This window comes from Vibrio chagasii (assembly GCF_024347355.1).
GTDB classification, from domain to species: domain Bacteria; phylum Pseudomonadota; class Gammaproteobacteria; order Enterobacterales; family Vibrionaceae; genus Vibrio; species Vibrio chagasii.
The window spans coordinates 1,199,280-1,226,033 of the sequence record NZ_AP025466.1 but is presented as its reverse complement, the minus strand read 5'-3'; the positions used below and the strand labels follow the sequence as shown (position 1 = coordinate 1,226,033).

Genomic DNA, 26,754 nt, shown 5'->3' with positions numbered 1-26,754 from the left:
ATCAGCAGAACATGCAGGAATTCAGAACATGAACAACTTAGTAACGAACCAAGAAAAAAGCACTTTCGTCATCATTGGTGGCACGTCTGGCATCGGTAAAGCATTAGCGATGCAATTGAGAAACGAAGACAACACAGTACACATTGCTGGTCGACATACAGGCGTTGATATCAGTAATGAAAAGTCGATTTGCGAGTACTTCGAATCCATTGGTCCCTTCGATCATTTGGTGGTTACGGCTGGCTCATCTGCTCCCGCAGGAAAGGTGACAGATGTTGCGCTTGAAGACGCAAAAACGGCATTTGATACCAAATTTTGGGGCAGCCTGAACGTTGCCAAGCATGCGGCACGTTACATCAAACCCAACGGTTCTATCACGCTCACCACAGGCATGTTGTCGCGCAAAGTAGTCTCAGGCACTTACGTAAAAACCGCCATCAACGCCGCACTAGAGAGCGTGACTAAAGTGCTTGCAAAAGAACTTTCGCCTATTCGAGTGAACGCCGTCAGCCCAGGCTTAACCATGACCGAAGCCTACAAGAATATGGACGACTCATCTCGTAACGCCATGTATGACAACGCCAAGAATAACTTACCTGTTGGTAAAGTCGGTGATGCTTCAGAGGCCGCCATGGGCTACCTGTTCGCGATTAAAAACTCATATGTGACTGGCTCAATTATCGACATCGATGGCGGCGCGCTACTCGGCTAAAACACCTCGCAAAGACACAAAGAACAACCGTTAGGACGTGTACCTAAGCGTCCTAACAAACCAGAATTTACATAGGCATATCATCATGAAAAAAGAACAGATCCCATTCCAAGTTTGGATACTGACACTCGCAGCATTTGCGATCGGCACCGCTGAGTTTGTTATCGCAGGCATTCTTCCACAAATTGCCACATCCCTTTCGATCACAGAAGGCCAAGCAGGTTATCTAATCAGTGCTTATGCGTTAGCTATCGTTATCGGCGGGCCAATCTTAACCATCTACCTTGCTCGCTTTAATAAGAAGATGGTGCTGATTGGATTAATGGCGCTATTCATTATTGGTAATGTCTTGTCAGCCCTAGCACCTAACTACTCATTGCTGCTCGCTAGCCGTGTGATTGCAGGCTTAGTTCAAGGGCCTTTCTATGGCATAGGTGCGGTTGTTGCGACCAACCTAGTGTCGGAAAAAATGGCAGGCCGCGCGGTTGGTCAAATGTTCGCAGGCTTAACACTGGCTAACGTTCTTGGCGTTCCCGCTGGTACATGGATTAGCTTGCAGTTCGGTTGGCACACCACCTTCTTTACCGTAGCTGCACTTGGCACCATCGCAATGATTTCTATCCTGACATCTATCAAATCAAGCGGTCACAGCGAAGCGAAAGACATCAAAACTCAACTAATGGCATTTAGAAATCCAATGCTGCTTATCAGCTTAGCGATCACCGCTTTTGCTTGGTCTGGGTTTATGAAGCTTTACGGCTACCTTGCGCCTATTGCCATGCACATCACGGGTTACGGTCAAGACTCAGTTACTTGGATCTTAGTCATTGTCGGTGTTGGCTTAATCATAGGTAACACATTGGGCGGCCGCTCTTCCGATAAAGATTTAGGCAAAGCTTCCATGTTTTGGGCTGTCGCGATGATCGCTTCACTGGTTGTGGTGGGCCTAGTGGTAGACAACAAAATCCTATTCGTTGCAGCGGTATTTGTCTTTGGTATTGCATCATTTGCGAACGTTCCTGCCATGCAACTTCGAGTAATGAACCATGGCGGCGAAGGACAAGAACTTGCTGCTACAGCCAACATTTCTGCCTTTAACCTAGCGAATGCCTTCGGTGGTTTCCTTGGTGGCATGGTTCTCGACAGCCAGTTAGGTGCAGGAATGATTCCGTTCGCAGCCGTTGTTGTTCCTGTCATTGGTTTACTGCTTATCGCCAAAGCTAACCGAGCAAACAAGCCACAAAGCAACTCTATTTTCAGCCCAGCGGAAAGCAAGTAATCCGCTCTATAACCCGAATAAAAAACTAAAAGACACAGAACTAAAGAACACCGAATTAAAACAAGGTAGAGACCATGAACAAATTATTCGAAACATCAGAACTCAAAGGCCTAGAATTGCAAAACCGAGTTGTTATGGCACCCATGACACGCGCTCGTACTAGTCAACCTGGCAATGTACCAAACGACATGATGGCGACTTATTACCAACAACGTGCAAGTGCCGGGCTTATCATCACTGAAGCGACACAGATCTCTGATGACTCTCAAGGCTACTCATTCACTCCCGGCGTTTATACCGATGCACAAATTGAAGGTTGGAAGTCAGTAACCACAGCCGCCAAAGAGCAAGGCGCAGCAATATTCTGTCAACTCTGGCATGTCGGCCGTGTGTCTCACCCTACCTTTCAAAAGGGCGAACTGCCGATTGCACCGTCAGCTTTGGCTCCAATAGAAACTCAGGTGTGGATTTCTGATGAGAATGGCAACGGCAACATGGTCGATTGCATCCAACCAAGAGAGATGACTCAAGCAGACATCGATCGAGTGGTTCAAGATTTTGCGAACTCAGCAAAGAAAGCCATCGAAGCAGGCTTTAATGGTGTCGAGATCCACGGCGGCAATGGCTACTTGATTGATCAATTCCTAAGAACTAACTCAAACAAGCGCACTGACAACTACGGAGGTAGCCGCGAGAATCGACTTCGTTTTCTAATCGAAGTAGTGGATGCAGTGATTGCAGAGATAGGTGCCGATAAAGTCGGCGTGCGTTTGGCGCCATTCATCACCTTCAAAGACATGAACTGCCCAGACATAGTGCCAACCATTTTGGAGGCTTCGAAAGCACTGCAAGCTCGTGATATCGCTTATCTGCACCTGTCAGAAGCCGACTGGGATGACGCACCTGTGATACCTGAAAGCTTCCGTGTCGAACTAAGAGCCTTGTTCTCCAACACCATCATCGTCGCTGGCAGCTACACACCAGAACGCGCCGAAGAAGTATTAAGCAAAGGCTACGCGGATCTCGTCGCATTTGGTCGCCCATTCGTAGCAAATCCAGATCTCGTATCACGCCTACGAAACGGTAGCGAGCTATCACAGCTCGATGGCACGACTCTATTCGGCGGCAACGAAAAGGGCTATATCGATTATCCAGCGTTGTAGTGGTAAAGAATTAAATACCCCCAAGCCTGCATGAGTCCTGCAGGCTTATCTCTTTAAAAACGTGACCAAGCCGATACCTTTTCACACCCAAGAATCCACTTACATATTTTCACTTAAACCACTGTTATATTTAAACTTTACATAAAAATAAACTACAAAAATATCAATAAAAATTCCGATTCAAACGGATAAATGAGGACTCTCCATTGTTCAACGTAGGACAAGTTTACAATCGACGTACAGATATACACGGCCGTTACAAAGGTCAGCAATATGGTGGTATAGCTACGCCTGCAGCACACCCATATGTATTTATCTTCACAAGCGATGCAGGTGAAGAATTTGGTTACTCTGATGGCTTTAGTGCAGACGGGACTTTCCGATATACAGGAGAAGGGCAAGAAGGTGATATGCAGATGATTAAAGGAAACTTGGCCATCTTTGAACACCAAAACAACCTAAAAGAGATTCTCTTATTTGAATCTGTCTCAACTGGTTTGGTTAGATTCGTTGGAGTTTGCAACTACATTTGTCATCACATAGAGCAACGCCCCGACAAAAACGACCAACTTCGCGACGCAATAATTTTCCATTTAGATATAGTCCCGCAAAGTATTGGAGATAAAATTCAAACTCCAAAAATGTCATACCTTACCAAGCCAACTAAAAGTAAATCACTGAAGCAGTTACGAGACATCGCTTTAGCTTCAACACCACTTAAAGCTAGCCCTAAAGAGCAACTCACGCACGTGAAATATCGTAGTGACGCTATCAAGTTTTATGCAAAGAAACGAGCAGATGGAACTTGTGAAGGCTGTGAAATAGCATCGCCCTTTGAGGCAAAGTCTGGTCCCTACCTAGAGGTACATCACCTGACACGATTAGCGGATGGTGGTGCTGATTGTCCTGAAAACGTGATTGCTCTCTGCCCTAATTGCCACCGAGAAGCGCACTACTCAATAAACGCTACTGAGTTCAACTCCCAGCTCAGAGAGAAGGCACTAAAGATTGAAGAAGAATTGTTATAAACATTTCTTTCAGGCAAAAGAAAGGCTCGCGTGACTAGTGCGAGCCTAATGCAGTTTAGGGGGTAAACCACAATCTGATATTAATTTGGGCTAATTATTTAACTTATGAGCCATTATGCACTTGCGCGCACCAATATTCCATTTTTAAATGATTCACGGCAATTAATCAATCAATAAAAGTTAGCGTTTGGTCAATTTAAACCACATAAATAACAGTGATTTAGTGAAGTGTGTCTACTAATTCATCAGAAAGCCCATACCAATCAGATTTATAGGCTTTTCATTTGCCAGTAGCCTTCACCATTAGTTGCAAGCTGACTATGTAAGTAATCGAGCGTGTCAGCAACCGTCCCTGCAATGCCTTGTGGTGGGTTAAATAACAACAAACCGCTACCGATGAGTCGGTCATCGCCCTTAGGATCGCGCAGTCGCAATTCCGATTTGATAGGGCTTGGTAGCAAGCCATCTTTCACCGCTGTCACGCAGTGGTTCAAAATCAGTGAGCTTTTGTCATCGGTGTAGAGTGGATACCAAATCAGCGCAGAGACTCTCTCTGACTGCTGATAGGCCTTAACCAAAGCATCAATCACCGCGAGATATTCGGAATCCGTTTCGTAAGGTGGATCGATAACTATCAGGTGATGGCTATCATGTTTCGCGACATCGTCAGGCAGCGCTTTAAGCCCATCGCCCGCACTAATGGTCAGCTTGCTAGAGACATCCAGATCGCGTTGTAACTTCTCAATATTGGTTTGCAGTAAGTCGGCTTCATCTTGCTGAATATCTGAAAAATAGAAGCTATCTTGGCTGCGACCTTGTTGATAGGTAATCGCCGCTGAACCGGGATACAGCGTAATAAGTTGATTCGGATTGTAGTATTCCAACACCGACATAAAAGATGCGAATGACTCAGGAAGGTACGCCTTGTTTCGCCAAAGGTACCCAACCCCTTCTGCAAACTCGCCAGCGTGATTACTTGGCGCAGTGGTTAGGTCGTAACACCCTGTACCTGAGTGAGTGTCGATAACATTGAGGCGCGAATGCTGCTGCATTAATGACTGAACCAGAGCACTTAATACAGGGTGCTTCAGTGCATCACCGTGGTCGCCTACGTGACATTGATGTCGATATTCCATTCCCTTGCCTCATTTCTACTAACATCATATAAACATACTTCATATCATTAGTGCTTGCCTGCTCAACCCGTCGTTTTTTGAAATAGGCTCTCTTTTCTCTAACTAATTGACTCTTAAATAAAATAAAGCCCTTCGTTCGGTTAAAAACGAAGGGCTAAAGTAAACTCACTTACTGAGTTGCAGCATTATCAAAATAGATAACTTAAGGGTACTCACCCTCAACTTCTACCGGCGGTTTCACTTGATAGTGACAAGGCTGTAGGCCAAGTAATTTCGGAAGGGTGATACCGACCGAGATTGAAGACCATGTACCACTCGCAATACCGACAACCAATGCAATCGCAAAACCTTGTAGCGCTGCGCCACCAAGCAACCAAAGCGCAGATACTGTTAACAAAGTCGTACCTGAAGTCACCATGGTACGAGAGAACGTCGCTTTGACTGATTCGTTAAGCAGGTTGTCGGTATCGCCGTTAGGGTTGCCACGCAGCATCTCACGGACACGGTCAGCAATGATGATTGAGTCATTCAGTGAATAGCCCAGAATCGCTAATACCGCGGCCAGCACCGTTAGGTTGAACTCAAACTGAGTCAAAGCGAATAAGCCGAAGATAATCGTCACATCGTAAATGATCGCAGCCAGAGCACCTAGAGCTAAACGCCACTCAAATCGTACACTTAGGTAAAGCATGATCATTAAGAAACACACCAATACCGCTAAACCACCTTGGTCAACCATGTCTTGACCCACTTGAGGGCCAACCACACTGCTGTTCAGCACTTTCACTTGGTCACTCACCGATGCCAAAGCATCAACTAAGTTAATCTGCGGTGCGTCTGTCAGTTGGCTGTAGCGAATGGTCCAGCGGTCTTGCTCTGCCATGCCAACCACTTGCACGTCTTGTTGGAAAGCGGCATCAAGCTGTGTTTTCAATGCGTCTTTGGTCACTTGATCAGAAAGTTGAACCTCAGCAACCACACCGCCTGTAAAGTCCAAACCCCAGTTAAACCCTTTCACGGCCACTAGCATTACTGAGCTCATGAACAGAACAATAGAGATTACCGACATCACCTTACGCAGGAGAGTCATATTGCTATTGGAAAAATAGCGTTCTGAAATTGTCATTTTTGTTGAAGTACTCATGCTTAAATCCTTACATCGTGGCGTTGGTCACGCCCCCAAACCAAATTGATGATCGCTCGTGAAGCAAAAATGCCCGTAAACATACTGGTTAGAAGACCCAAGCCCAGTGTCAAAGCAAAGCCTTGAATTGGTCCGTTACCAATGGTGTAAAGAGCGACAGCTACAATCATGGTGGTGAAGTTAGCATCGAAGATAGACGAGAACGCGCTATCGAAACCACGATCGATGGAGCTAGCAAAGCTGCGTCCTTCTTTCATTTTGTCTCGAATACGTTCGAAGATAAGTACGTTAGTATCCACCGCCATACCAACGGTTAATACCAAGCCAGCAATACCCGGCAGTGTTAATACCGCACCCGGTAGCAATGCGATCAGACCAAACAGCGTTACCATGTTAACGATAAGCGCACCATTCGCGACCCAACCAAGACGGCGATACCATAGCGCCATGAACGTTAGAGTAAGACCAAGGCCAAGCGCCAGTGCAGCAAAACCGTTAGTCACGTTTTCTGCGCCCAAAGATGGACCAATGGTACGCTCTTCAATGATAGTGACTGGCGCTGTTAGTGAACCTGCACGAAGCAATAGAGCAAGCTCTTGCGCTTCAGCCATGCTGCCTGCACCTGTAATTCTGAAGCGGCTACCCAATTGAGATTGGATGTTCGCAACGCTGATCACTTCACTGGTTTTCTCGCTATTACCGGCTCTGTCGCGGCTGTACTCACTGTACACTGTCGCCATCGGCTTACCGATATTATGACGAGAGAACTCAGACATTTTCTTACCACCCGCAGAATCTAGGGTGATGTTTACTTCTGCGCTGCCCATTTCACCAATGCCACTACGTGCATCAATAATATGTTCACCACTTAGTACTGCTTTGCGAGCAACAACCACACGGTTGCCATCGGTATCTTTCAGCGTTTGAGTGTTGCGTGTTGGGTTGTCGTAAACCGAGTAGAACGCCAATGATGCAGTGGCACCAATCACGTCTTTTGCAGCTGCGGGATCTTGTACACCCGGTAATTCGATACGGATACGGCTTTCACCTTGGCGCTGAATTGAAGCTTCGGTGATACCTAGCTCCTCAATACGGCTACGCATGATTTGTAGGTTTTGTTGAACCGTTAGGTTGCGAAGCGTACGTTGTTCATCTTCTGATTGCGTCAGAGTCAGCTTTTTGTCTGAGCTGTCACGTAGCCATTGCGGGAACTCTTCACGAATCAGCTTCTGCGCCTTTTCAAAATCCGCATCGGTACGGAAGTTAAATTCCACTTTGTCGTTTACCACTTTACCGCGGGCATAACGCACTTGGCTGGTGATTTCATCAGCTATGGCTTGCGCTTGCGCGTGGTAAACCGGTTCCATGTCTACTTCGAGTAAGAACTGCACACCACCACGTAGGTCAAGGCCTAGCTGAATAGGTGCAAAGCCCATGTCAGTCAGCCATTTTGGTGCTGCTGGCTCCATTGCTAACGCGACGGTTGCAGTATCAAGCAGACGCTCATTCAGTACTTCTTTGGCTTTTGCTTGCTGCTCGGCATCTTCTAAGATCACCACTAAACGCTTGTCTTTCTGATAAGCCGATTTAGCTTGGATGCCTTCGCTCGCAAGGTATTGAGTCACCTGCGTCGCGTCGATGGTTTGTTCAGAGCGATTGTTAATTTGAACCGAAGCATCTTCGCCATACCAAGACGGTAAAGCGCTCAGAACCATGATGATAATGGTGGTGATAAGTACCACGTATTTCCACTTCGAGTAGTGGTTGATTTGTTTTCTTGGAATGCGTTTTTTCACAGTCAAGATCTCTTATTTCTTAAGCTAATATGTTGCGAACAGGTACGAAACTGACGCCAACCAGACCAAACTGATTAAACGACAGCAGAGTGCATTCGCGAATTGTTTTGAGGATTGGATAGAACAACGGACACAAGGGATCGTCGATGCGACCAATCAGGGGCAAACGATTAGCTAATAAGTTCTCGGAAATGTGAATATTGGATGTTGCCCTCTTTCCACCCCGACAAACGGGAAGGCGGAGAGCTGACAATACTGGTCCAGTGCTGTTTGAGGTCCAACATCGGGGTTGTCGCTAACAGCGAAGCCAGTAAAGAAGGGGGAGAGAAGTCAATCAGCAAGTGATAAGCAGGCTCAAGGTCGGGCGCGCTTTCTTGCTCATTGGTTGACATACGTCGGTAAGTCGTCGCTTGAAGGCTAGATTCAGTATCGTGATAGTTGGAGCTGTCACCCACTGACGAAGCGCCTACTTGAACTTTATCGCACTCCAAATAGGCCGATGGGTCATCAATGGCAGCGTTCTGACACTGTTTTTGCGCGAAAGATTGCTGTTGAGCAGTCTCGATTTGAAACGGCTTAGAAGGAAACGAATAGCCGTTAGAGTTCACTAAGCCAAAGCTCAGTAAAAACAACATTAAGACTAATCGGGTACCCAGTTTAAGCAATCTAATATCCAAACAACATTCTCGTAGATCGCCAATCTACAACACAAATGAAACGCTGTCTTGATTTAAAACATTTTTTTAGAAAATGATTCAATGCAACCGATTAAGCTTCAATGGTTCTAAAAAAAGAAAAAGCCAAGCAACTAGGCTTGGCTTTCCATTACGTATGCGTCCAACGCTGATTGTTATGACGTTTTATAGCTATTACACAGTATCAAAGCGATTAAGCTTCAGGACGCATGATGTTCTTAACCTTACGGCTATTCTCGCCAAATAGGTGATGGAGCAGAGCATTCATGTCTTCAACCGATATTGATTTAGCGACTCGGTCAACATCAGCCAAAGCTTCCACTCCATACCCATACAATAGATAACGAGACACAAACCACGCCTGATCGATAGAGCTTGCCTCTAGTGGCACGAAGTCAGATTCAAACTGTTTTACTATCGAATGCAGTTCGTCTTCAGAAATACCTTGTAGGAGGTCTGAGATCACTCTATCAATCGCCATTTCAACAGTATCTACGTTCTCCGGCGCGATCATTGCTCCGATTACCCACTCATGAGTCGGTTCACCATCATTCGAAGCCGCATAAGCATAAGGTGAATAATCTAAACTCAACTCTTCACGAACATAAGAGTCTAAACGAGATGCGACTAAACGTTGCAATAAGTCTTCCATGAAGACATCTTTTGCAGTCCAGCCTCCACTTTCTATCGTCGTCGGCTCTGGAATCACTCGTAAGATATATTCCGCACTATTTACGTTGTTGATCGCGACATCAATACGTGGTTTCGTTGGTTGCTTGTACTCCACTTTGAAGTCTGGCACCGTCCCCGCTTGCAATGGAATTGAAGCTAAGTACTTACGAACTAGAGGTTTCAACTCACTTGGGTCGATATCACCAACGACCACCAACTGGTTGTGTCTTAGTTGACCAAATAATTGTTGATGAACAGCACGGACATCTTCAACAGAAACCGCTTTAACACGCTCTTTATTTACGAATAGATAGCGGCTTCCCGAGCGATAAATATTTTGATTGATCGCTTGTTCAAATTGACCAACAGGCGTACTTAGGAAGGACTCTTTATCTTGCACTAGCTCTTGCTTCACAGCTTCAAACTGATCAGAATTCACTTTAGGAGACACAATGAAGGTATATAGCGCAGCAAACGCGTCACTCATCCCATCTTTTTCGATATTAAACTCAATGCCATGTCGCGTCGAAGAAATAAAAGAATCGACTAAAATCCCTTCACGATCAAAGTAGGCTTTCAGCTCAGATCCCGTAAAGTCACCAGCACCACTTCGAGCAATAACAGGTAATGTCACATTTGCAGCTGCGTATAAATCCGGATCCAACGCCGCTTTACCGCCAAGACTCACGTACATTATTCCAACATCGTCTTTCGCGTATGAATCACGTAGGTACCACATGTCGATACCATTACTTAAAGTCCACTTTTGAATATTTGGATCGGCGTACATTTGCTCTACCAATTCAACCTCACCGGGTACGGCAGGCGAAGCAAATGCACTGGCTGTTGCCGTTACGAATGTCTGTGTACCCTGCTGACTATAAGAAGCTTTTAATCCATCGAGAGAAGCCAGAACCGCTGTGCGATCCTCATTGTCATCCATGCCGACAATCAAAAAGTAATCACTCGAAAGGACTTCTTTGATATTTTTATTAATCGCTTCAAGGCTTAAATTAGCAAGAAAGGCTTCCATGCTGGCCTGATAGTCTTTTTGAGATTGGACAATATCGCCAGACAATAATGCGTTCACTTTATCGTTCACGTGATCCACACTGTCCCTTTTATCCCAGTCGTGCTCAATATCATCCAGTGAGTCTTGATAATAATGGAGCTCACTCGCAATTTCTCCTTCAGAAACACCGTAATCACGTAACGACGTTAAAGTAGAAACCAACGCTTTCTGAACCGCATCACGGCTGCCTGCTGGGAAGCCAACACTTGTCGATGAATAAAGCAGAGCACCCAACCTGATGTTATCTGACGTTATCCATTGCGTCGGTAGCGCTGCATCATTAAAGTCTGCCTCTAAACGCTGTTGAATAAGAATCTGAGTGGTTTCATCCAACCAACGCTGATGTTGTTGAGCGTGGGTTTCAACAGTGTTTAAACCTCGGTTAAACGTCAAAGAAATACTCGGAGCTTCTCTGCCAGCATATTCAATGTAGTCACCTTCATTGAACGAAGTCGTATTCTGCTTTTGTGGCTTTGACGTTTTACCGCGCTCCCAGCTCGAAAATTTCTCTTCAATCATTGGGATCACTGTTTTAAGGTCCACATCACCAGAAACCACTAGCTCAACGATTTGAGGTTGATACCAAGTTTGGTAAAAGTCGGTAAGCCCTTCCGACGTGGCAGCCATAACCGAAGCTTTAGTTCCTAGCGCATCTTGCGATTCATAAGGGCTGCCTTCGAAAAGGTAATCAACATATTTCTCAGGGAACGACTTATCATCGAGACGAGCTATACGAAACTCACCAAGAATCACTCCCTTTTCTTTTTCAACTTCCGAACTAGAGAGATCGAGGCCATCGCCAACGTCACGCATCCAAGTCAATGCTTGCTCTAATTGGAGGTTATCTGGCAAATCTAATTCATACACCGTATCTTCATAGGAAGTATAGGCATTGATGTCCGCACCAAAGCTGGAGCCAGCTTCTTCAAATAGACGAATCACATCGTTTTGAGAGAAGTTCTTGCTGCCATTAAATGCCATGTGCTCGACAAAGTGAGCATAGCCTTCTTGTTGAGGTGTTTCTTGAATGGAGCCCGCGTGCACAACTAAACGCACAGATACCGATGCTTCATGATCAGGATAAACATGGTAGGTAAAACCATTATCCAGTTGAGCAGATGTCCAGGCAGGATCTGGTTGAATTAAAGTTTCATTGGTTTTTGATGTAGAACTGCAACCAACCAGGGCAAAGCATATTGCCGTCGCTAAATAATATGTCTTCATAACAACCTCTTAATGTCATTCACTGACAATATACAGATTGAGTTAATGATTATTATTTAATATTGAACCAAATGAGTATAGTTGTGATCTAGATCGTCATCTTATAAATTACAATAACACATGTAAAGTCAGCCATATTCAACTAGAAGTTCAGGAGTAAGGGGAAGAAAAGCAGACTACATTCCTTTAAACAAAGCTTGTGAGGCACGGCTGATTGGCAACTTGTCACCGGATACATACGCAGACATCTGACCGGATAGTCCTTTTTTGACCTTATCAATAGCCGACACTTTCACCACCACTGAGCGATGAATCTGCCAAAACTCATCCGGATTAAGTTGAGCGAGTAACTCTTTTAGAGATACACGAAGAATAAACTCCTCTAAAAGCCCACCCTGCACTTTCTTAAATATCGATACGTACTTATCTTCTGCTTTGAAATACGCCACATCATCAACGGCGATCAGGTGAATGTCTTCGCCAACACTGGCTTTGAGCCACGTGAGATACTTTTTCTGCGACAAATAAGGAGGCTGCGTTTGCTGTGATGCCGACTGTGACAGTTGCTGAAGTTGACTCATGAGTGCAGCAATATCGGGTTGTTCTGGCATGTGACCGGACTGTGTTTGATTACTTGATAAGCGCGCTTGAACCTTCTGACAGGTAGCAAGCAGGCGCTCTTCATTGATTGGCTTGAGTAGGTAATCTATCGCATTGTGCTCAAAAGCTTTAACTGCATACTCGTCGTAAGCCGTAACAAAGACCACCAGCGGCGGTGATGCAAGCTTGTTCAATTGCTTGGCTAACGAAATGCCATCAAGCTCTGGCATGCGAATATCAAGAAAGGCGACATCAGGTTGTAGCTGCTGAATGCTCTGCATAGCCTCTGTCCCATTTTTGGCCTTGCTGATAATCTCTAGCTCAGGCCAAACCTCAGCAAGACTCTTATCCAAGTGATGTCTTAACAGCGCTTCATCGTCTGCAATAATTGCCGTCACGCTGGGCTTTACTCCTGAGTTGATCATTATTCTTCCTTTAAATTCACACTGTAAATCGTCTGTTTTTTAACAGTACTTAGAGTTTCAAAACTGCATTCTCGGAGCTAGTTTCGCTGATGAGCGGCAACAAGATAGTTGACACCACGCCGCCAGTCGCTCGCTCTGTGATCGTCAGGCTCGCCTTATCTCCGTATAGGGTATCAATACGCTGACGAATATTACTCAATCCAACACCATGGCCAGCAGCAATAGACGGTGCTGTCAGCCCCACGCCACTGTCTGATACTTCAATTTTCATCTGGTCGTCTTGCTGAACAATTCGGATATTGACTTCACCACCAGTAGCCTTAGGTTCAATTCCGTGTGTTAACGCATTCTCAACCAAAGGTTGAATCAAGAAAGGCGGAATCACTTGCTGCTCGCTGATGTCGTTGGTTTCAATCGAGAACGTCAAACGCTCATCTAATCGTATCTTCTGGATGTTGAGATAAGCGTCTAGCAGATCGACCTCTTGAGCGATGGTCGATTGCTCAGTAAGACTGTTCTTCAGGGTCACACGTAACAAGTCAGTCAGCTTTTCAAGCATCAACTTAGCTTTGGCGCTGTCACTCTCAATCAATACATTGATGGTCGCAAGAGTGTTGAACAAGAAGTGCGGCTCAATTTGGCTTTGCAACTGTTTAAGCTGGCTTAATACCACGACCTTTTCTTGATCAGCTTGGCGACGCTTCGCCACCTCTAATTCATTATCGGCTCGTAGCTGCTGCTCTCTTGTGTACAAGTAGTAATAACAAACGGAACAGAAGATCACACCAAGCAGTATCACGGATTTAAGATCGGAAAGGTTAGAGCCGAAAAAGCCGTTCAACCAATAGTGTGCATTCAAGGTACCCACCACCATAGCAATGAGCATCGAAACGCCAACTTCAAAGACGCGAGATTCTCGTTTAAACCACTTAACCAAAACAAACGAAGAACCCACCGCGCTGTAGCCAAAGCCGAAGCTGATGGCCAAGTTGAGCGTAAACCCGCCTCCCCAAATCGTATTGGTTGTAATTGCAATAAGAACGCAAAATAGCGTAGTGAACGCAAAGCTTTTAATCCATGCAAACCGACTGTTTGAAGAAGTGTCCATTAAAATCGTCCTTTGATATTTAAAAGAATCATATGACTATCCGGTAAGTTGGCGTAAGCAGAATCACTTTTACCGCCTAGAAAGCGTGCAGCAAGTTCCAATTCCAACGATGAATCACCATTATCGAAAGCCTGATAATTGAGCCACTGCGTAGCAATAAAGCCACCGTCTTGTGGAGACAGCATGACATCAAATGTTGGCGTGATATCTTCAAGCCAGCCATGTGTCGAGTCCAAAGACCAGTGAAACATGAGATTGTGTTGAACCAAATTAGCGTGTTGATAACCTTGAGCGTAAGAGCCCGCCAACGATGTCGTCATGGGATTAAGAGATAAAGACTCAGCATTATCTAAAGCGCTTTGCCACTCAGAATCACTCCAAGCGCGGCTATCAAACCAGTATTCCAGTACCACATTGTGGCCCGCCTCATTGGCCCATGTTAGTCCGAGTAAGGCTTGGTAAGCCTCGCCCTGCTCTTCTCGATAAACCGGTTCAAGCAGTGAATTGGGCTGGCTGTAACCCAAACTTTGTCGCTGATAAACCATCGAACCGTGAAACTCCCATGCGAGGTTCAATACCGACACCAAACTCGCTCCAAGCAAGCCGTGGCGTACATCGTCGTAATAAGCGACCCATTGATATTCGTGATCGCCTACTAAATTGTAACGACGTAAGCCAACCCCTTGTTGCTGATTCTGCTTTTCGAATTGATTCACATCTTGGGAAGTCCATGATGAATCGCTGTAAATCAGTGTCCATTCGCCCGTCATATCGAACAGTGACGCTGAAGCCACACCTGCGCCCTCTTCTGCGACAATGCCAACAGGGTTTTGTCGGTAAGGCTTGATGATGTCTAAAGGTCGGTAGCCATAACCAACGCCCCAATCTAGGCGAACCTTTCCGAGCGTGACATCAAGGTAGTGCTCACCGAACGCTGAATTAGACAGTTCAACACCACCTTGCCAAAATAGCTCGCGCACAATGAATTCCGATTCAAAGCTTGCCTCATTCCCCTGTGGGTCATTGCTCAAAATGTCGTTGGCTTTCATTGCAAACAAGCCAAGCCAATTGCCATATCCAACCTCAAGATCCAACAAACCATTGAGTGACTGGCGATTGTCAGATACGAAAGGGTTAAATGGCGACTCTCTCGATTCAACGGCCTCAGCACTCAGTTGCCAGTCCCAGGCTAGGTTCAGAGCGTCCGCTTGAATCGTGTTACTCACACAAGACAAAGCAAGCAAAGTAACGGCTGAATACTTGATGTGAAACTTGCGATTGAGAACTTTCATTCCAGCCACCTAAAGCCCAGACACACTATTACGTGATAAGTAAGCAGGGTTGTAGTATTTGTCCGCTAAAGCTTGTTCGCTTACCTCGCGGTACTCAATCACGGTTTTCTTACTTGGTTGAATCTTATCGAGCAAAGTCATCGAAACTACACTTGGCAAGCCATCTCGCACGCCTTCAGTAAACCAAGCTTGCTTGGCTAACTTACCTGAACGCAGATACAGATCCGCTTTAACAGGAAACGCTCGGTCTGCCGTTAACCACAGATCTATGGATTGATAACTCGCGCCCTTAGTTTTTGCGGTAAGTTTTAAGTGATGGGTATCAAACTGATCACCACTTGGCATCTCAACCGATTGTTCAGCAACCCACTCGCCTTGGTAGTCTTCGCTCCAAGTCAGCGTTGAGATATCACCAACCGAAGCTTCACCAAGCAATTTTTGCATCGGGGTGATACGAATTGGACGGCGAGATTTCGGCATCAGTAACCAATAGTTGTCCTCTATCATCAGCATCTTTTGACTCGCCTCGACCGCCGACTTGAACACAACCAGCGACTCTCGGTTTGGTCTTGTGTAGACGTTGTATTCGCGGGTTTTGTCTAGTTGCTCGTCTTGATATAGCGTGACCAGAGACACCACTTTCGACGCCTGTTCGCTGTTCAAACGGTAGCTGTCTGCCTTAGCAATCATCTCGGTAACTTGCTGTGAATCGATAGCCCAGCTTGGTGCTGATACTAGAGCCAAGGCCAACGCAGAATCTAAAACAGTGAGTGAACGAGTAAATTTATACATAAACCAGCGCCTCCGTGATTGGCTTATTTACGCCTTTGCGAGCAGAGAAATAAGCAGCCAGCAAACAGATCGTCAGCACACCCAAAGTAGCGTAACCAACCAATTCCAATGAGAAATAAATATTGAGTGGGTAACCTTCGGTTCGACCCGGAGGTGGTGGCATTTGCACATCAATCACCAGCAATAACACCGACACTAAACCACTCACTAGTGCGCCGATCGCACTGCCAATCACCGCCAGTAAGCCCGCCTCTTTTAGAAAACCCGCCACGATTTCTGATGGGTAACTGCCGAGTGCCGATAAGGTGCCGATTTCACGAGTGCGTTCTGTCACCGACATGGTCATGGTGTTGAACAGAGACACAAACACCACCAATGCCATCACTGCGCCCATGATGCCGAAGATACGGTCGTAAAGGTCTTTAACCTTGGTGTAGAAAAACGCGCGAGCTTGCCATGGGGTGATCTCAATATCTGAGCCCTGTTGACCAACTTGCTTGTCCAAAGCCAATTGGATGCGTTGTTGAACCGTAGAAGTCTTTTTGGTTTCAAAAAGGAATACCGATAAGGTGCTGACTTTATCCGACGCTAAAAGCTCTTGGGCGGTGGTGATGTGTACGTACAACTGACGTTTGTCCAACTCAGGCACACCAGTCGAGTAGATACCCTGCACCTTAAAATCAAAGGCATTCAATGCGCCATCACTGGTGGTCGCAAGCAATGTGACCCAATCACCAACGGCCACTTTAAGGTTACGAGCAAGGTCGGTTCCGAGCATCACTTGTGGCTCTTGGCTGTCGTATCTTGGTGATTTCACATCCGAGAGGGTTTGACCGCTGCGCACGTCAAGGAAAGGTCCTTTCATGTCGAACTCGCGCTCATTAACGCCTGTTCCCATAAAGATGGTCGACTTGCTTCCGTTAGACACCAAACCACTAAAGTAAACTCGTGGCTGCACACCACGCACATCACTTTCGCCAATAATGCTCTTGGTGAGCGCTTGAACATTATCTAAACCATTGCTCAGCGGCATGTCTTCGTCTTGTTCAAAATAGCCCGGCGTACTCAAAGTAAGATGACCAGTATCGCGCGCGGTTGATTCCCTCAAGGATTCGTAGGTGTAAAGCCCATAACCGCCCGCACTAGTCAGTGCAAACACCGCAATCGCGATGATCAACACAGAAAGCAAGCTGCGTCGACTATTTCTCAATAAATTAAGCCACGCCAAACGCACCGAAGTTGGAAGTAAAACGGAGCTAAAGCCTTGCGTTAACTTGCCCATGAGATAACCTCCATTGCTTCAGCTTGTGGCGCCAGTTGGCCGTCGATAAGTTCAATCACTCGATTACAACGCTGCGCCATTCTTGGGTCATGCGTTGCGACGATAAAGGTGGTGCCCATCTCGTGACCGAGCTCTTTCATAATGTCGATCACCAGATTGGCTGTGTGGCTGTCTAAGCTGGCAGTAGGCTCATCAGCAATCACTAAACTTGGGTTGTGGACCAATGCTCTGGCTATCGCTACACGTTGCTGCTGACCACCTGAAAGGTTGTCTGGACGGTGACGGATATAACCCCCTAGCCCAACACGATCTAACATATCTTGGGCTCTGATCTGCTGTTCTTGCTTTGAACATTGGTTCAGCATCAACGGATATGCGACGTTCTCAAGTGCTGTCATCACCGGAACAAGGTTGAAGCGCTGAAACACAAAACCCAATGACTGGCGGCGAAAACGCGCAGCAGCAATCTGCTCTGTTGGATACGCTTTGCCATCAATATTTATCTCACCTCGATAGTCCATATCCAACAAACCTAGGATGTTCAAAAGCGTACTTTTCCCTGATCCAGAAGGGCCGCACAGTGCCACCATTTCACCACGTTTTATCTGACCATCGACTCCCTTGAGAGCATCGACACTTTGTCCACCCGTGAGATACGACTTACCGATACCTTTAAATTCAATCATTCCGTTTTCCTCTTATTACTCGCCAACTATTCAGCTTCCATGCCCTTTATTTCACTTTCGCAACTATTACTTAGCTTTCGCTATTAGGGCCTTAGCAGTCATCGTTTCGATGTTATCGGCATCGGCCATTTCCATTTGTTTTAACCACGCCTGTGCTTGCGTTAGGTCTTCAGCACGAATCGATGCAGTAATTGCGTAGCGATAAATCCATGAGGTTGCGGAGAAGTGCTGTTGTTGAAATTCATCTTCCGCGAGTAGCGAGAGGAACAAGTCATAACCGCGATCAAAGTGGTTAAACATGCCAGGTAGAGAAGTGTAAGTCACCGCGGCCATGGCGCGAGTCAGGTAAGAATCTGGTAATCCTTGAACACGAGGTTGTTCATGAATGGGTTGGTCTTCGTCTTTCAGCAACACCAGTGATTTATCTATGGTCGATAAGCCCTTCTCGACATACTTCATTTTGTTCCAAGGCAAGAGTGCATCACGACCCATTAAGGTTTCTGTGCTGCCTAGGTAAACCAAAGTCAGCGGCGTCGCACCGTCTTGTTGCAGCGTGTCATTGAGGCGTTCATAGGCCACCTCGACCAGGTCTTCATTGCCTTGCGCGGCTTGATTGTAAATATCAAGCACGTATGAACTTGGATTAGCTAGCGCCAGAGTAGGAGCGATTAAAGCTAACCCAATTAAAAGTGAACGACGAAACAGAGCAGTAAATGAGTTTGAAGTGTTTGAAACCGTCATGATGTGTAATCCCTTTCAAATTTTGACTTTGAAAGGTTAACCACAAACTGTCATGCCGTTTTATCAATGCGACGAATGGCAATAATGCGGAGTGAATGGTTGAGTGAAGGCGTGAGTGGGGAAGTTAGAGGTGGGAGTAATTACCCTTCTCTGCAAAGAAAGATTCAAGTTTAGTCACCATCATGCTGCACTGTTTGTTAACTGGCCATTTCAATTAACCCAAATAATTTAGCCCTTTATAAAGCTAATTAGAACGACTCAAGCAACATTAGTACATAATTTAAACACAACATAATGAATTCACACAACCAATGCATAACCCCATAACATTTACCACTATAAGGGCTTGATTTCACACTGTGTATTAATACAGTGCACAACCCGAAATAGCTCGTCACAAGCCACTGATTTAAAAGAACAAAAAACCATCAGGTCAATTAATCAATGCTTTGATAGCTATAATTCGCGTACGTCGGTCGTTCTAAACAATGGCTAGTCTTATAACAATTCAATGAGAACAAAATGAACTTACTTAACAAATCGGTTATCACAGCTATCACCAGTGCATTATTCATGACATCAGCGCAGTCAATGGCCAGCAGCGGCTGCTACACGGGAGAAACCGATGGCTCTCAATGGCTAGAAAGTATCATCGAGCCAGATAAACCACTCTTCATTGATTACAACACCAGTACATGGGGTGAAATCGAAAAGTTTGATTTTGATTTCGGCTACGACAAGATTGAAAATCCACGAGACTTTTCAGTTAAGGTTCTTTTAGCTAACCGCACTACAGAAGCAATGTCGATTTCAGGTATCCTTGAGGGAGAGAGTGGATCAAACGGCAACTCGAATAACGCTGGTAGAATTGAACTTAACACGCATCTAAACAATGACCGTTATTTTTCACGTTTAGTTGACGGAAAACTGAATCTTGGGTTAGGCCGTACAGGTTCAAATGAAACCATCGAAGTAATCAAAGTAACAGCAGAATTCTGTGGTTTACCTGTTCAAGAAGGTGTCGCTGTTAGCGCGTCTGATCACAATATTCTTGCAGGCAACGCTCAGCCTCTATCACATTTTATTGATGCGGATACGACGTATCGAGTTTCGGCGACGGGAAGCGCAACCGATGAAAACGGAAATGCTATCACCGCAGTATCGATCAACTACATTGATTCTCGAAATTCTGAAAATTCGACGCTTCAAGTGAATACAGGTGAAGAATTCTACCTTCATTCAAATGGTAAGGTATCTCTGTATTACGCAACAGAATCAAGTCAAAACACCGGTTGACACACTGTCAAATTTGAGCGTGTTAACCTAGATTAGTCTCTAGCTCAAACCTGATTACAAGCATTATGTGTACCTAACTAATCAGGTACACATAACCATCGATAGGCTTGTCTTGATTTATACAAGCCACACAAAAATAGCCGCTAATCAGCGGCTATTTTTCGTTATCCAAGTGACACTCTAACTAGGCACTCGTTAGGCTTAATAAAGTAATGACAATGCTTTTTCAAGTGCTGCATCTCGGCCTTGCTGACGATCTTCTAACACAAAGTTTCTAACCACGTGCTCTGGCTGCACCCCTGTAACTTCATGGTTTTTAAGGTCGCGATTCTTATAATATAAATTACTTAATGAATACTCCCAGCCATTGGGAAGCATTCTGCCAAATGCATCTGAGGTGGCGCCTGATGTTGATTCACCAACGATGGTCACGTGAGGGAGCGTCTTCATTGCCGATGCGAATGTCTCTGCTGCACTGACCGTTCCAAAAGAGGTCAAAAGTACAATCGGTTTTGTATATGAAATACCATCGCTTGGGGTCATCATGACATCAACATCATGGCTGAATTCACCTTTGAAGTAAGAGCTAACATGCCAAGCTAACTGCTGCTCTTCAATCAAATGCTGCAATAACCATAGACCTTGCATATCAAGCCCACCCTCATTTTCACGGATATCGATAATCAACGACTGGGTATCATTTAGCTGCGTTAAAACTTTAGTCACTAATTCTTCAAACTGACGATGAGCTTTATCTGTGTTTAGTCTAGGCGTTTCTGTTATTAAACCTTCATCGATATAGCTCATGAAGTCGCCAATTCTTAAGTATCCAGTCGGTATGCCTTTATTATCAATGATGCCCCAGTTAAGACGATGTTCCTTGCTCTCAAGAGAAGCTCGTTTTTTAAAACCTTCCTGTTCATGTTCAAACAAATACTTCATGATATTGAGCGTGATTTTATCCTTCTGACTGGTTATGTAGCTTTCTTTTTCGGATTCAGGAATATTTAACTGGTCAGCTTCCAACTCCAATTTTTGTTCCAAGGTGGCTTTATTGCTATACCATATCTGCAGCTCTTTTGAAGGGATAGAAATAGAACTATGATCATCCTTTAAGTGACGAAGTATTTCATCGAATACATTAATTAGCTGCTCGTCGTCTGCACCGTATAAGTCATCATGATATTTTTCATAAACCTCATCCCAGTCAATGTTACGTTCATCAAAAAAGGCATAGTGGTTGTTCATATCTTGCCAATATATATCGAACATCGATTGAGCATCAAAATCAAAATAACCATCGCGAAACATAGAGTGACCAAGACCTTCAGTACATACATCATTGATATTACTAACTAAAGTATAAGTAAAAGGTCTAGGTCGAAGAATATTAAGAATCAATTGATTATCTTGACGAATGGAATGCTGTTTTATCGCCTCATAACTCAACTCTGTACCATAACTCAGAGAGTTAGACACTTCATAACAAGTGTTATTAACCACTTGTATCGTTCTTGTAGTCTCATTTTCGATAACTTTAATTTCGCCGTCTCGTTGGCTAAACCAAACCCCATTAATATCATGGGTCTGGTCTTTTTTAATTTGTTCGCTATGACATGCGAATGAGCCTTGAATTAAAGCAAGTGTCATCACATATTTAAGAGGTTTCATTTTATTACTCCACTATACGGAAGTTAAAAATGATAAATTAATTTGATAATAAGCAGTGTAGGTATATGTATGTTTTATGTAACTGAGTCTATTACATCATTAATTAGAATAGAATAAATTAACATTGTCAAATTTAAAAAAATCTAATTTAAACCCACCTAATTTAGAGAATTAAGAATAAAAAAAGAGCCTATATTAAAATATAGGCTCAAAGCATTGGCAGTGCATAAATTAAAAAAGGGTTCTATATTTTTAGCTAATTAAATAAAATCGTTTAATTAAGCCACAATCGCTGAGACTTTAACGGCATCACTGATTGTTCGGTAATTCGGAGAAAATTGTTGGACCCCAGCAATAACTTCATCGTAATCAGCTTGAGTACCATCACCTTGAACTTCAAACTGAAATTGGATCTCTTCGAAGCCAACCGGAGCTTCTTCAGATACATTCAAGAACCCACGAAGATCCAAAGCCCCTTTGATGGTCAGCTTTACAGACTCTAAACGAATGCCGCGGGCACTGGCGCCTGCAACAAAACCAACCATCATACAGCCAGCCATGCCACCCAGCAGGTAATCTTGTGGCGTAGGGTATGCGTTATTGCCAAGAAGCTCTTCTGGTTCACCCACGTCGAAAGTAAAATCTTTAACGATTTCTGTTCCACCTACCTTTTGGTTCAACGTGCGAATTTCGCTATGAACACCGCCTTTCCATTCAGCAACAATGCCGTATTCAGATACCGCTTGTGTTGCATCATCAGTAATAACTTTCGTATAAGCTGATAGGTCTTCTAAGTTAAGGCCATTTAATGGTGCATTACTCATGTTAAATCCTTTAATTATTTCTTGTTTATAGTGATTAATATTCATGTAGTGCCTCCCACACCGCGTGGAAGGCGACTTGTAATTTAGTTTCGACCCGCCATCACGCCGCCATCGACATTTAGAATCGTACCCGTTACCCAAGAAGACTTATTCGATAGTAGGTATTCAATTGCATCAGCAACATCGTCTGTAGAACCAATTCGACCGATTGGGTGGAAATCGTTAAAGCCTTGTAGTGCAGATTCAATCTCGTCTTCAGCGATGAATGACTTATAAATTGTCGACATCACGACTGCTGGAGCCACTGCGTTTACACGTACACCGTGGTCACCTAGTTCAATGGCCAAGTTTTTTGTTAGTGCATGTAGTGCCGCTTTCTGCATTGAGTAAGCTGAAGAAGGCGTTGCTTTAATTGCTTGGTGTGCCCACATAGAACCGATGTTTACAATTGCGCCACCACCGTGCTGTTTCATATTTTTCGCAACAGCTTGTGTAATGAAGAAGAAAGCACGGTTCATATCTAACTGAAGGTCGTAATCTTGCTCAGAATGCTCTAGGAAATCGACCGGTTTGAAGAAACCAGCCGCGTTCACCAAGTAGCCAATGTGACGTTTTTCTGCATTTAACTGTTCAATAAAGCTTTGAACAGCAGAAGGGTCGTATAAATCAACCTGAGCAGTTTCAACATGACCATTCGTGGTTGATTCCAGATCCAATTTTGCTTCAGCAAGATTCTGTTTATCATGAGAGAGGATCATTACAGGCACACCAGACTTAAGCAGTCGCTCTGCTGTTGCTTTACCCATACCAGAAGAACCGCCAACAATTAGTGCAATAGAAGATGTATTAAACATAATGAAATCCTTAACTTAAAAACTACCTACTAGTAGATAGGTTGCTTATTCAAAAAAATGGAGGAGTAGTAGAGACCATCTCCTCGTCAGTGGGTGTACTTTAAGATCGGATCGGTTTCGCGTCAACAACTTTATCTACCTACCAGTAGATAGATAAAGTTGTTTTCAATAAAAACCCATATTTATCATAAACATAGGTTATAGAATTATTTTTGTAAAATAAGCATCCGTCTCATAAAAAGTGTCTACAACACCATTTAGTGAGTCAGAACCATTACGAATTTTTGTCCAATGAACAGTTTGCAGACATAAAAAAAGCGAGGGCTAAGCCTCGCTTTCAAAACTACAACCTCTTTTGGGTTGCACTACGTCCAATATATCTACAGCGCGATGACAATGTCTCCTACAAAGCCCATTGCTATGCCGTGGATACACCCTGGAAGAGTCAGAGCATCATCAACATTTCACCACATCCCGTCAACTTTGCAACATAATTAACATGTGAATGACTTCACATATAAAACCATTTGCTATGCAATAGATTGTAAAGGGCTTTGTTGCTTAATTCAGAGCGAAGACATGCCTGTCCCATGTGCTTGACTCTTAAACAATATACTGAGTTTCAGGCATACCTAACCCCGTAAGCTTATTCAGCGCTTTGATCATAGCGTAAGTCTCGCCAACTTGAGCGTTGTAGTTTCTCAGGCTTAATTTCCCACCTAGCAACTGTTTCACTCGATACATTGCTGTCTCTGATAGCGACCGCTTGTGATAGCCATACCGCTTTTTCCACTTATTGTTGGAGCCATAAAGCTTCTGACAACCAACTGCTAAATTGCGAGGGTGTCCTTGCTCCCAGAAGGCAGCCCCTTCGCGTGGCGGGATTAGCGGAACCGCTCGCTTTATACGTATTGCATCATGGCAATGTCTTGTGTCATAAGCACCATCACCTGATACCTCAATGATTTTACGACGTGTCTGCTTAAGTAGGTTGGGAAGCACTTCGCCATCGGTAACGTTAGATAAACTCAGCTCTGCTGCGACTATTTCGTGACTGCTAGTATCAACGGCTAAATGTAGCTTACGCCAGACTCTGCGCTTCCCATCAGTACCATGCTTTTTGACCTTCCATTCACCTTCGCCATAAACCTTGAGGCCAGTGGCATCAATTGCCAGATGTTGTATTGCTCCTCTGGTTTTGGGTTTAAATGAAACCTCAACTTCCTTAGCTCGGCGGCTTATACAGGTGTAGTGTGGGCAAACAAGTGGGATGTTAGCCAGCTTAAATACGGAGTCTAGAAATCCTTGCAGCGCTCTCAATGGCATAGAGAACACGCGTTTCACCATCAATGCAGTAGTAATGGCTAAGTCGCTGAACCGGCGAGGTCTACCACGCTTGCCTTGTTTGTTTTGCTTCCACTCGGCTATCGCTTCCTCATCAATCCAAAAGGTCAGAGAACCACGATTGGTTAAGGCTTGATTGTACTGCTTCCAGTTAGTTGTTTTGTAACGAGGTTTAGGCATGAGGCTACGACGATTAAAAGGTGTAGCTGATCAGATCGTAGCTTCTTGATTTGGTTCCATCGATTTACGCAACAAAGCCTACCGCGCCGTATCAATCTGAGCGATAAACTATGACGCCTGCAGAATGTTTAAACAGCTGGCTTTCACTGAACGGATATAATCTGTGTCCTTGAATTGAGACAGTAAAATCCCCCCCTCTAAGGCGACAAAAATTAGCCTCGCAGCTTGAGTCGCTTCTAATCCAGAACGGAAATGTCCACTCGCAATCCCCTGCTCTATGCTTTTACGAATAAAGTCTTCATTAATTTGAACAAATTTAGACAATAGGCTTTCCAAACCATCCGCTAAAAAATAGAAGTCAGAAGCATACATACCACATAGACACAGTTTGTTGTTCTCGCGTACATCAACAAAAATTTCGGCTAATGCTTCAATTTTACCTTCTGCAGAGATGTCTTGACTCTCGATCCGCTTTAACGCTACTTCGTAATTAACAAGGTAACGTTCAAATACCGTTTGAGCCAGGTCTTGTTTCGTTTTGAAATGATAATGGATACTCGCAGTCTTTATCCCAAGCTCATTTTGAATGTCGCGAAAACTGAAGCCATTAAAACCTCGGCTTTGCATATAACTTTCCGCTAAATCGACGATCTTTTCTGCCGTTGGATTAAGTTCTTTCATATTAATTCCACCTATATTTTAGGTGAATATAGCATAATTCACAGGGATTGCCTATCTATCAGTAGGTATGGTTTTCCAGGAGGTGCAAAGTTCGAGTGTGGGTGGGCAAAAAAATAGCCGCTGATTAGCGGCTATTTTTAATTATCTAAACGAAGTTTCTATCTTTCTACTTCTTTGTCTCTTCAACCACAGCTTTCATCAATACAGAGGTATCCATGCGGCCTTCACCTTGTGCAGAAAGAGCCTTGTATGCGTTGTTGGTCTTCTCCGTCAATGGAAGTTGAATGCCTTGGCGCTCAGCTTCATCTAAACAGAAACCTAAGTCTTTGATCATCCAATCAATGGCGAAACCGAAATCAAACTTGTCTTGCGCCATTGTCGTAGCGCGGTTTTCCATCTGCCACGAACCAGCAGCGCCGTTTTTGAGGCAATCAACCAGAGTTGGGATATCTAAACCTGATTTCTCAGCAAGCACTAAGCCTTCAGATAAGCCATTCAACACACCTGCGATGCAGATCTGGTTAACCATTTTCGCGCGCTGGCCTTGGCCGACTTTACCCATCAGAACTGACGATTTACCGTAAGCTTCAAACACAGGTTGAAGGTCGTTGAATAGCTGTTGCTCACCACCACACATGATAGTTAGCACGCCGTTCTCTGCACCTGCTTGACCACCAGACACTGGTGCATCCATAAAACGAACTCCAGCTTGCTTCGCAGCGACTTCAAGCTCTTCAGACAGGATTGCAGACGTTGTGGTGTGGTCAACAAGAATCGCGTTTGGCTTCATAGCGGCCAATGCACCTGTTTCACTGGTTGTCATGCTGCGTACGTCATCATCGTTACCCACGCAAACCAGCACAACATCGGCTTCTGCCACACACTCAGCAACGCTCTCAGCGGTTCTACCTTGGTGCTTTCCAGCCCAGTCCAATGCTTTGCTATGAGTACGGTTAAATACCGTTACCTCGAAACCGGCTTTGACTAGGTGTCCTGCCATTGGGAAACCCATAACACCTAACCCGATAAAACTTACTTTCATCTCTTTCTCCTTTTG

The 26,754-nt window shown here is 44.7% G+C and carries 23 protein-coding genes; 5 read left to right on the top strand and 18 right to left on the bottom strand.

The window, feature by feature from the left end; genetic code table 11:
- The first annotated feature begins 28 nt into the window (after window positions 1-28).
- The 4 genes from OCV52_RS21200 to OCV52_RS21185 all read left to right on the top strand — a co-directional run bounded on the left by OCV52_RS21200 (window position 29) and on the right by OCV52_RS21185 (window position 4,182).
- Window positions 29-712: an SDR family oxidoreductase gene (locus tag OCV52_RS21200; RefSeq protein WP_137408287.1), complete on the top strand. Its 684-nt coding sequence runs from the start codon at window positions 29-31 to the stop codon at window positions 710-712.
- Window positions 713-797: 85 nt separating this feature from the next.
- Window positions 798-1,991 carry an MFS transporter gene (locus tag OCV52_RS21195; protein ID WP_137408286.1) on the top strand — a complete coding sequence of 398 codons (1,194 nt, stop codon included), beginning with the start codon at window positions 798-800 and terminating at the stop codon, window positions 1,989-1,991.
- Window positions 1,992-2,065: 74 nt separating this feature from the next.
- Window positions 2,066-3,154, top strand: a complete 1,089-nt coding sequence (locus OCV52_RS21190; protein WP_137408285.1) for an alkene reductase — start codon at window positions 2,066-2,068, stop codon at window positions 3,152-3,154.
- A 206-nt stretch (window positions 3,155-3,360) separates the two neighbouring features.
- On the top strand, window positions 3,361-4,182 hold the full coding sequence (locus OCV52_RS21185; RefSeq protein ID WP_063524818.1) for an HNH endonuclease: 822 nt from the start codon (window positions 3,361-3,363) through the stop codon (window positions 4,180-4,182).
- Window positions 4,183-4,451: 269 nt separating this feature from the next.
- On the opposite strand, the gene rlmJ is transcribed toward OCV52_RS21185, so the two are convergent.
- The 12 genes from rlmJ to OCV52_RS21125 form a co-directional block, all read right to left on the bottom strand.
- Window positions 4,452-5,318, bottom strand: coding sequence for a 23S rRNA (adenine(2030)-N(6))-methyltransferase RlmJ (gene rlmJ, locus OCV52_RS21180; RefSeq protein WP_137408284.1), 867 nt, complete (start codon window positions 5,316-5,318; stop codon window positions 4,452-4,454).
- Window positions 5,319-5,520: 202 nt separating this feature from the next.
- On the bottom strand, window positions 5,521-6,462 hold the full coding sequence (secF, locus tag OCV52_RS21175; protein WP_105024009.1) for a protein translocase subunit SecF: 942 nt from the start codon (window positions 6,460-6,462) through the stop codon (window positions 5,521-5,523).
- Window positions 6,463-6,464: 2 nt separating this feature from the next.
- Complete coding sequence (gene secD / locus OCV52_RS21170; RefSeq protein WP_137408283.1) at window positions 6,465-8,264, bottom strand: protein translocase subunit SecD; 1,800 nt, start codon at window positions 8,262-8,264, stop codon at window positions 6,465-6,467.
- A 164-nt stretch (window positions 8,265-8,428) separates the two neighbouring features.
- The gene (locus OCV52_RS21165) at window positions 8,429-8,893 is read right to left on the bottom strand and encodes a hypothetical protein (protein ID WP_137408308.1); all 465 of its coding nucleotides are present in this window, start codon (window positions 8,891-8,893) and stop codon (window positions 8,429-8,431) included.
- A 253-nt stretch (window positions 8,894-9,146) separates the two neighbouring features.
- Window positions 9,147-11,921 carry an insulinase family protein gene (locus tag OCV52_RS21160; RefSeq protein WP_137408282.1) on the bottom strand — a complete coding sequence of 925 codons (2,775 nt, stop codon included), beginning with the start codon at window positions 11,919-11,921 and terminating at the stop codon, window positions 9,147-9,149.
- Window positions 11,922-12,097: 176 nt separating this feature from the next.
- Window positions 12,098-12,946, bottom strand: a complete 849-nt coding sequence (locus tag OCV52_RS21155; protein ID WP_137408281.1) for a LytR/AlgR family response regulator transcription factor — start codon at window positions 12,944-12,946, stop codon at window positions 12,098-12,100.
- A gap of 49 nt (window positions 12,947-12,995) precedes the next feature.
- Window positions 12,996-14,054, bottom strand: coding sequence for a sensor histidine kinase (locus OCV52_RS21150; RefSeq protein WP_137408280.1), 1,059 nt, complete (start codon window positions 14,052-14,054; stop codon window positions 12,996-12,998).
- Window positions 14,054-15,346: a hypothetical protein gene (locus OCV52_RS21145; RefSeq protein WP_137408279.1), complete on the bottom strand. Its 1,293-nt coding sequence runs from the start codon at window positions 15,344-15,346 to the stop codon at window positions 14,054-14,056. The genes OCV52_RS21150 and OCV52_RS21145 overlap by 1 nt, the downstream gene beginning before the upstream one ends.
- A gap of 9 nt (window positions 15,347-15,355) precedes the next feature.
- The gene (locus OCV52_RS21140) at window positions 15,356-16,138 is read right to left on the bottom strand and encodes an outer membrane lipoprotein-sorting protein (protein ID WP_137408278.1); all 783 of its coding nucleotides are present in this window, start codon (window positions 16,136-16,138) and stop codon (window positions 15,356-15,358) included.
- Entirely contained in the window at window positions 16,131-17,420 is a 1,290-nt protein-coding gene (locus OCV52_RS21135) for an ABC transporter permease (RefSeq protein WP_137408277.1), read from the bottom strand. The genes OCV52_RS21140 and OCV52_RS21135 overlap by 8 nt, the downstream gene beginning before the upstream one ends.
- On the bottom strand, window positions 17,408-18,106 hold the full coding sequence (locus tag OCV52_RS21130) for an ABC transporter ATP-binding protein (RefSeq protein ID WP_137408276.1): 699 nt from the start codon (window positions 18,104-18,106) through the stop codon (window positions 17,408-17,410). The genes OCV52_RS21135 and OCV52_RS21130 overlap by 13 nt, the downstream gene beginning before the upstream one ends.
- A 66-nt stretch (window positions 18,107-18,172) precedes the next feature.
- On the bottom strand, window positions 18,173-18,847 hold the full coding sequence (locus OCV52_RS21125) for a hypothetical protein (protein WP_137408275.1): 675 nt from the start codon (window positions 18,845-18,847) through the stop codon (window positions 18,173-18,175).
- 522 nt (window positions 18,848-19,369) lie between these two features.
- Here OCV52_RS21125 and OCV52_RS21120 point away from each other — a divergent pair.
- Complete coding sequence (locus OCV52_RS21120) at window positions 19,370-20,143, top strand: hypothetical protein (protein WP_137408274.1); 774 nt, start codon at window positions 19,370-19,372, stop codon at window positions 20,141-20,143.
- A 201-nt stretch (window positions 20,144-20,344) separates the two neighbouring features.
- Here the strand turns inward: OCV52_RS21120 and OCV52_RS21115 are convergent, their stop codons facing one another.
- The 6 genes from OCV52_RS21115 to OCV52_RS21090 all read right to left on the bottom strand — a co-directional run bounded on the left by OCV52_RS21115 (window position 20,345) and on the right by OCV52_RS21090 (window position 26,739).
- Window positions 20,345-21,814 (bottom strand): S41 family peptidase, encoded by a 1,470-nt coding sequence (locus OCV52_RS21115; protein WP_137408273.1) that lies wholly within the window; start codon window positions 21,812-21,814, stop codon window positions 20,345-20,347.
- A 278-nt stretch (window positions 21,815-22,092) separates the two neighbouring features.
- The gene (locus OCV52_RS21110; RefSeq protein ID WP_032553968.1) at window positions 22,093-22,638 is read right to left on the bottom strand and encodes an OsmC family protein; all 546 of its coding nucleotides are present in this window, start codon (window positions 22,636-22,638) and stop codon (window positions 22,093-22,095) included.
- Between the two features lie 83 nt (window positions 22,639-22,721).
- The gene (locus tag OCV52_RS21105) at window positions 22,722-23,492 is read right to left on the bottom strand and encodes an SDR family NAD(P)-dependent oxidoreductase (RefSeq protein ID WP_010647221.1); all 771 of its coding nucleotides are present in this window, start codon (window positions 23,490-23,492) and stop codon (window positions 22,722-22,724) included.
- A gap of 603 nt (window positions 23,493-24,095) precedes the next feature.
- Complete coding sequence (locus OCV52_RS21100; RefSeq protein ID WP_096995464.1) at window positions 24,096-25,016, bottom strand: IS5 family transposase; 921 nt, start codon at window positions 25,014-25,016, stop codon at window positions 24,096-24,098.
- Between the two features lie 108 nt (window positions 25,017-25,124).
- Window positions 25,125-25,697, bottom strand: coding sequence for a TetR/AcrR family transcriptional regulator (locus OCV52_RS21095; protein ID WP_137407973.1), 573 nt, complete (start codon window positions 25,695-25,697; stop codon window positions 25,125-25,127).
- A gap of 166 nt (window positions 25,698-25,863) precedes the next feature.
- On the bottom strand, window positions 25,864-26,739 hold the full coding sequence (locus OCV52_RS21090; protein WP_004736953.1) for an NAD(P)-dependent oxidoreductase: 876 nt from the start codon (window positions 26,737-26,739) through the stop codon (window positions 25,864-25,866).
- Between the last annotated feature and the right edge of the window lie 15 nt (window positions 26,740-26,754).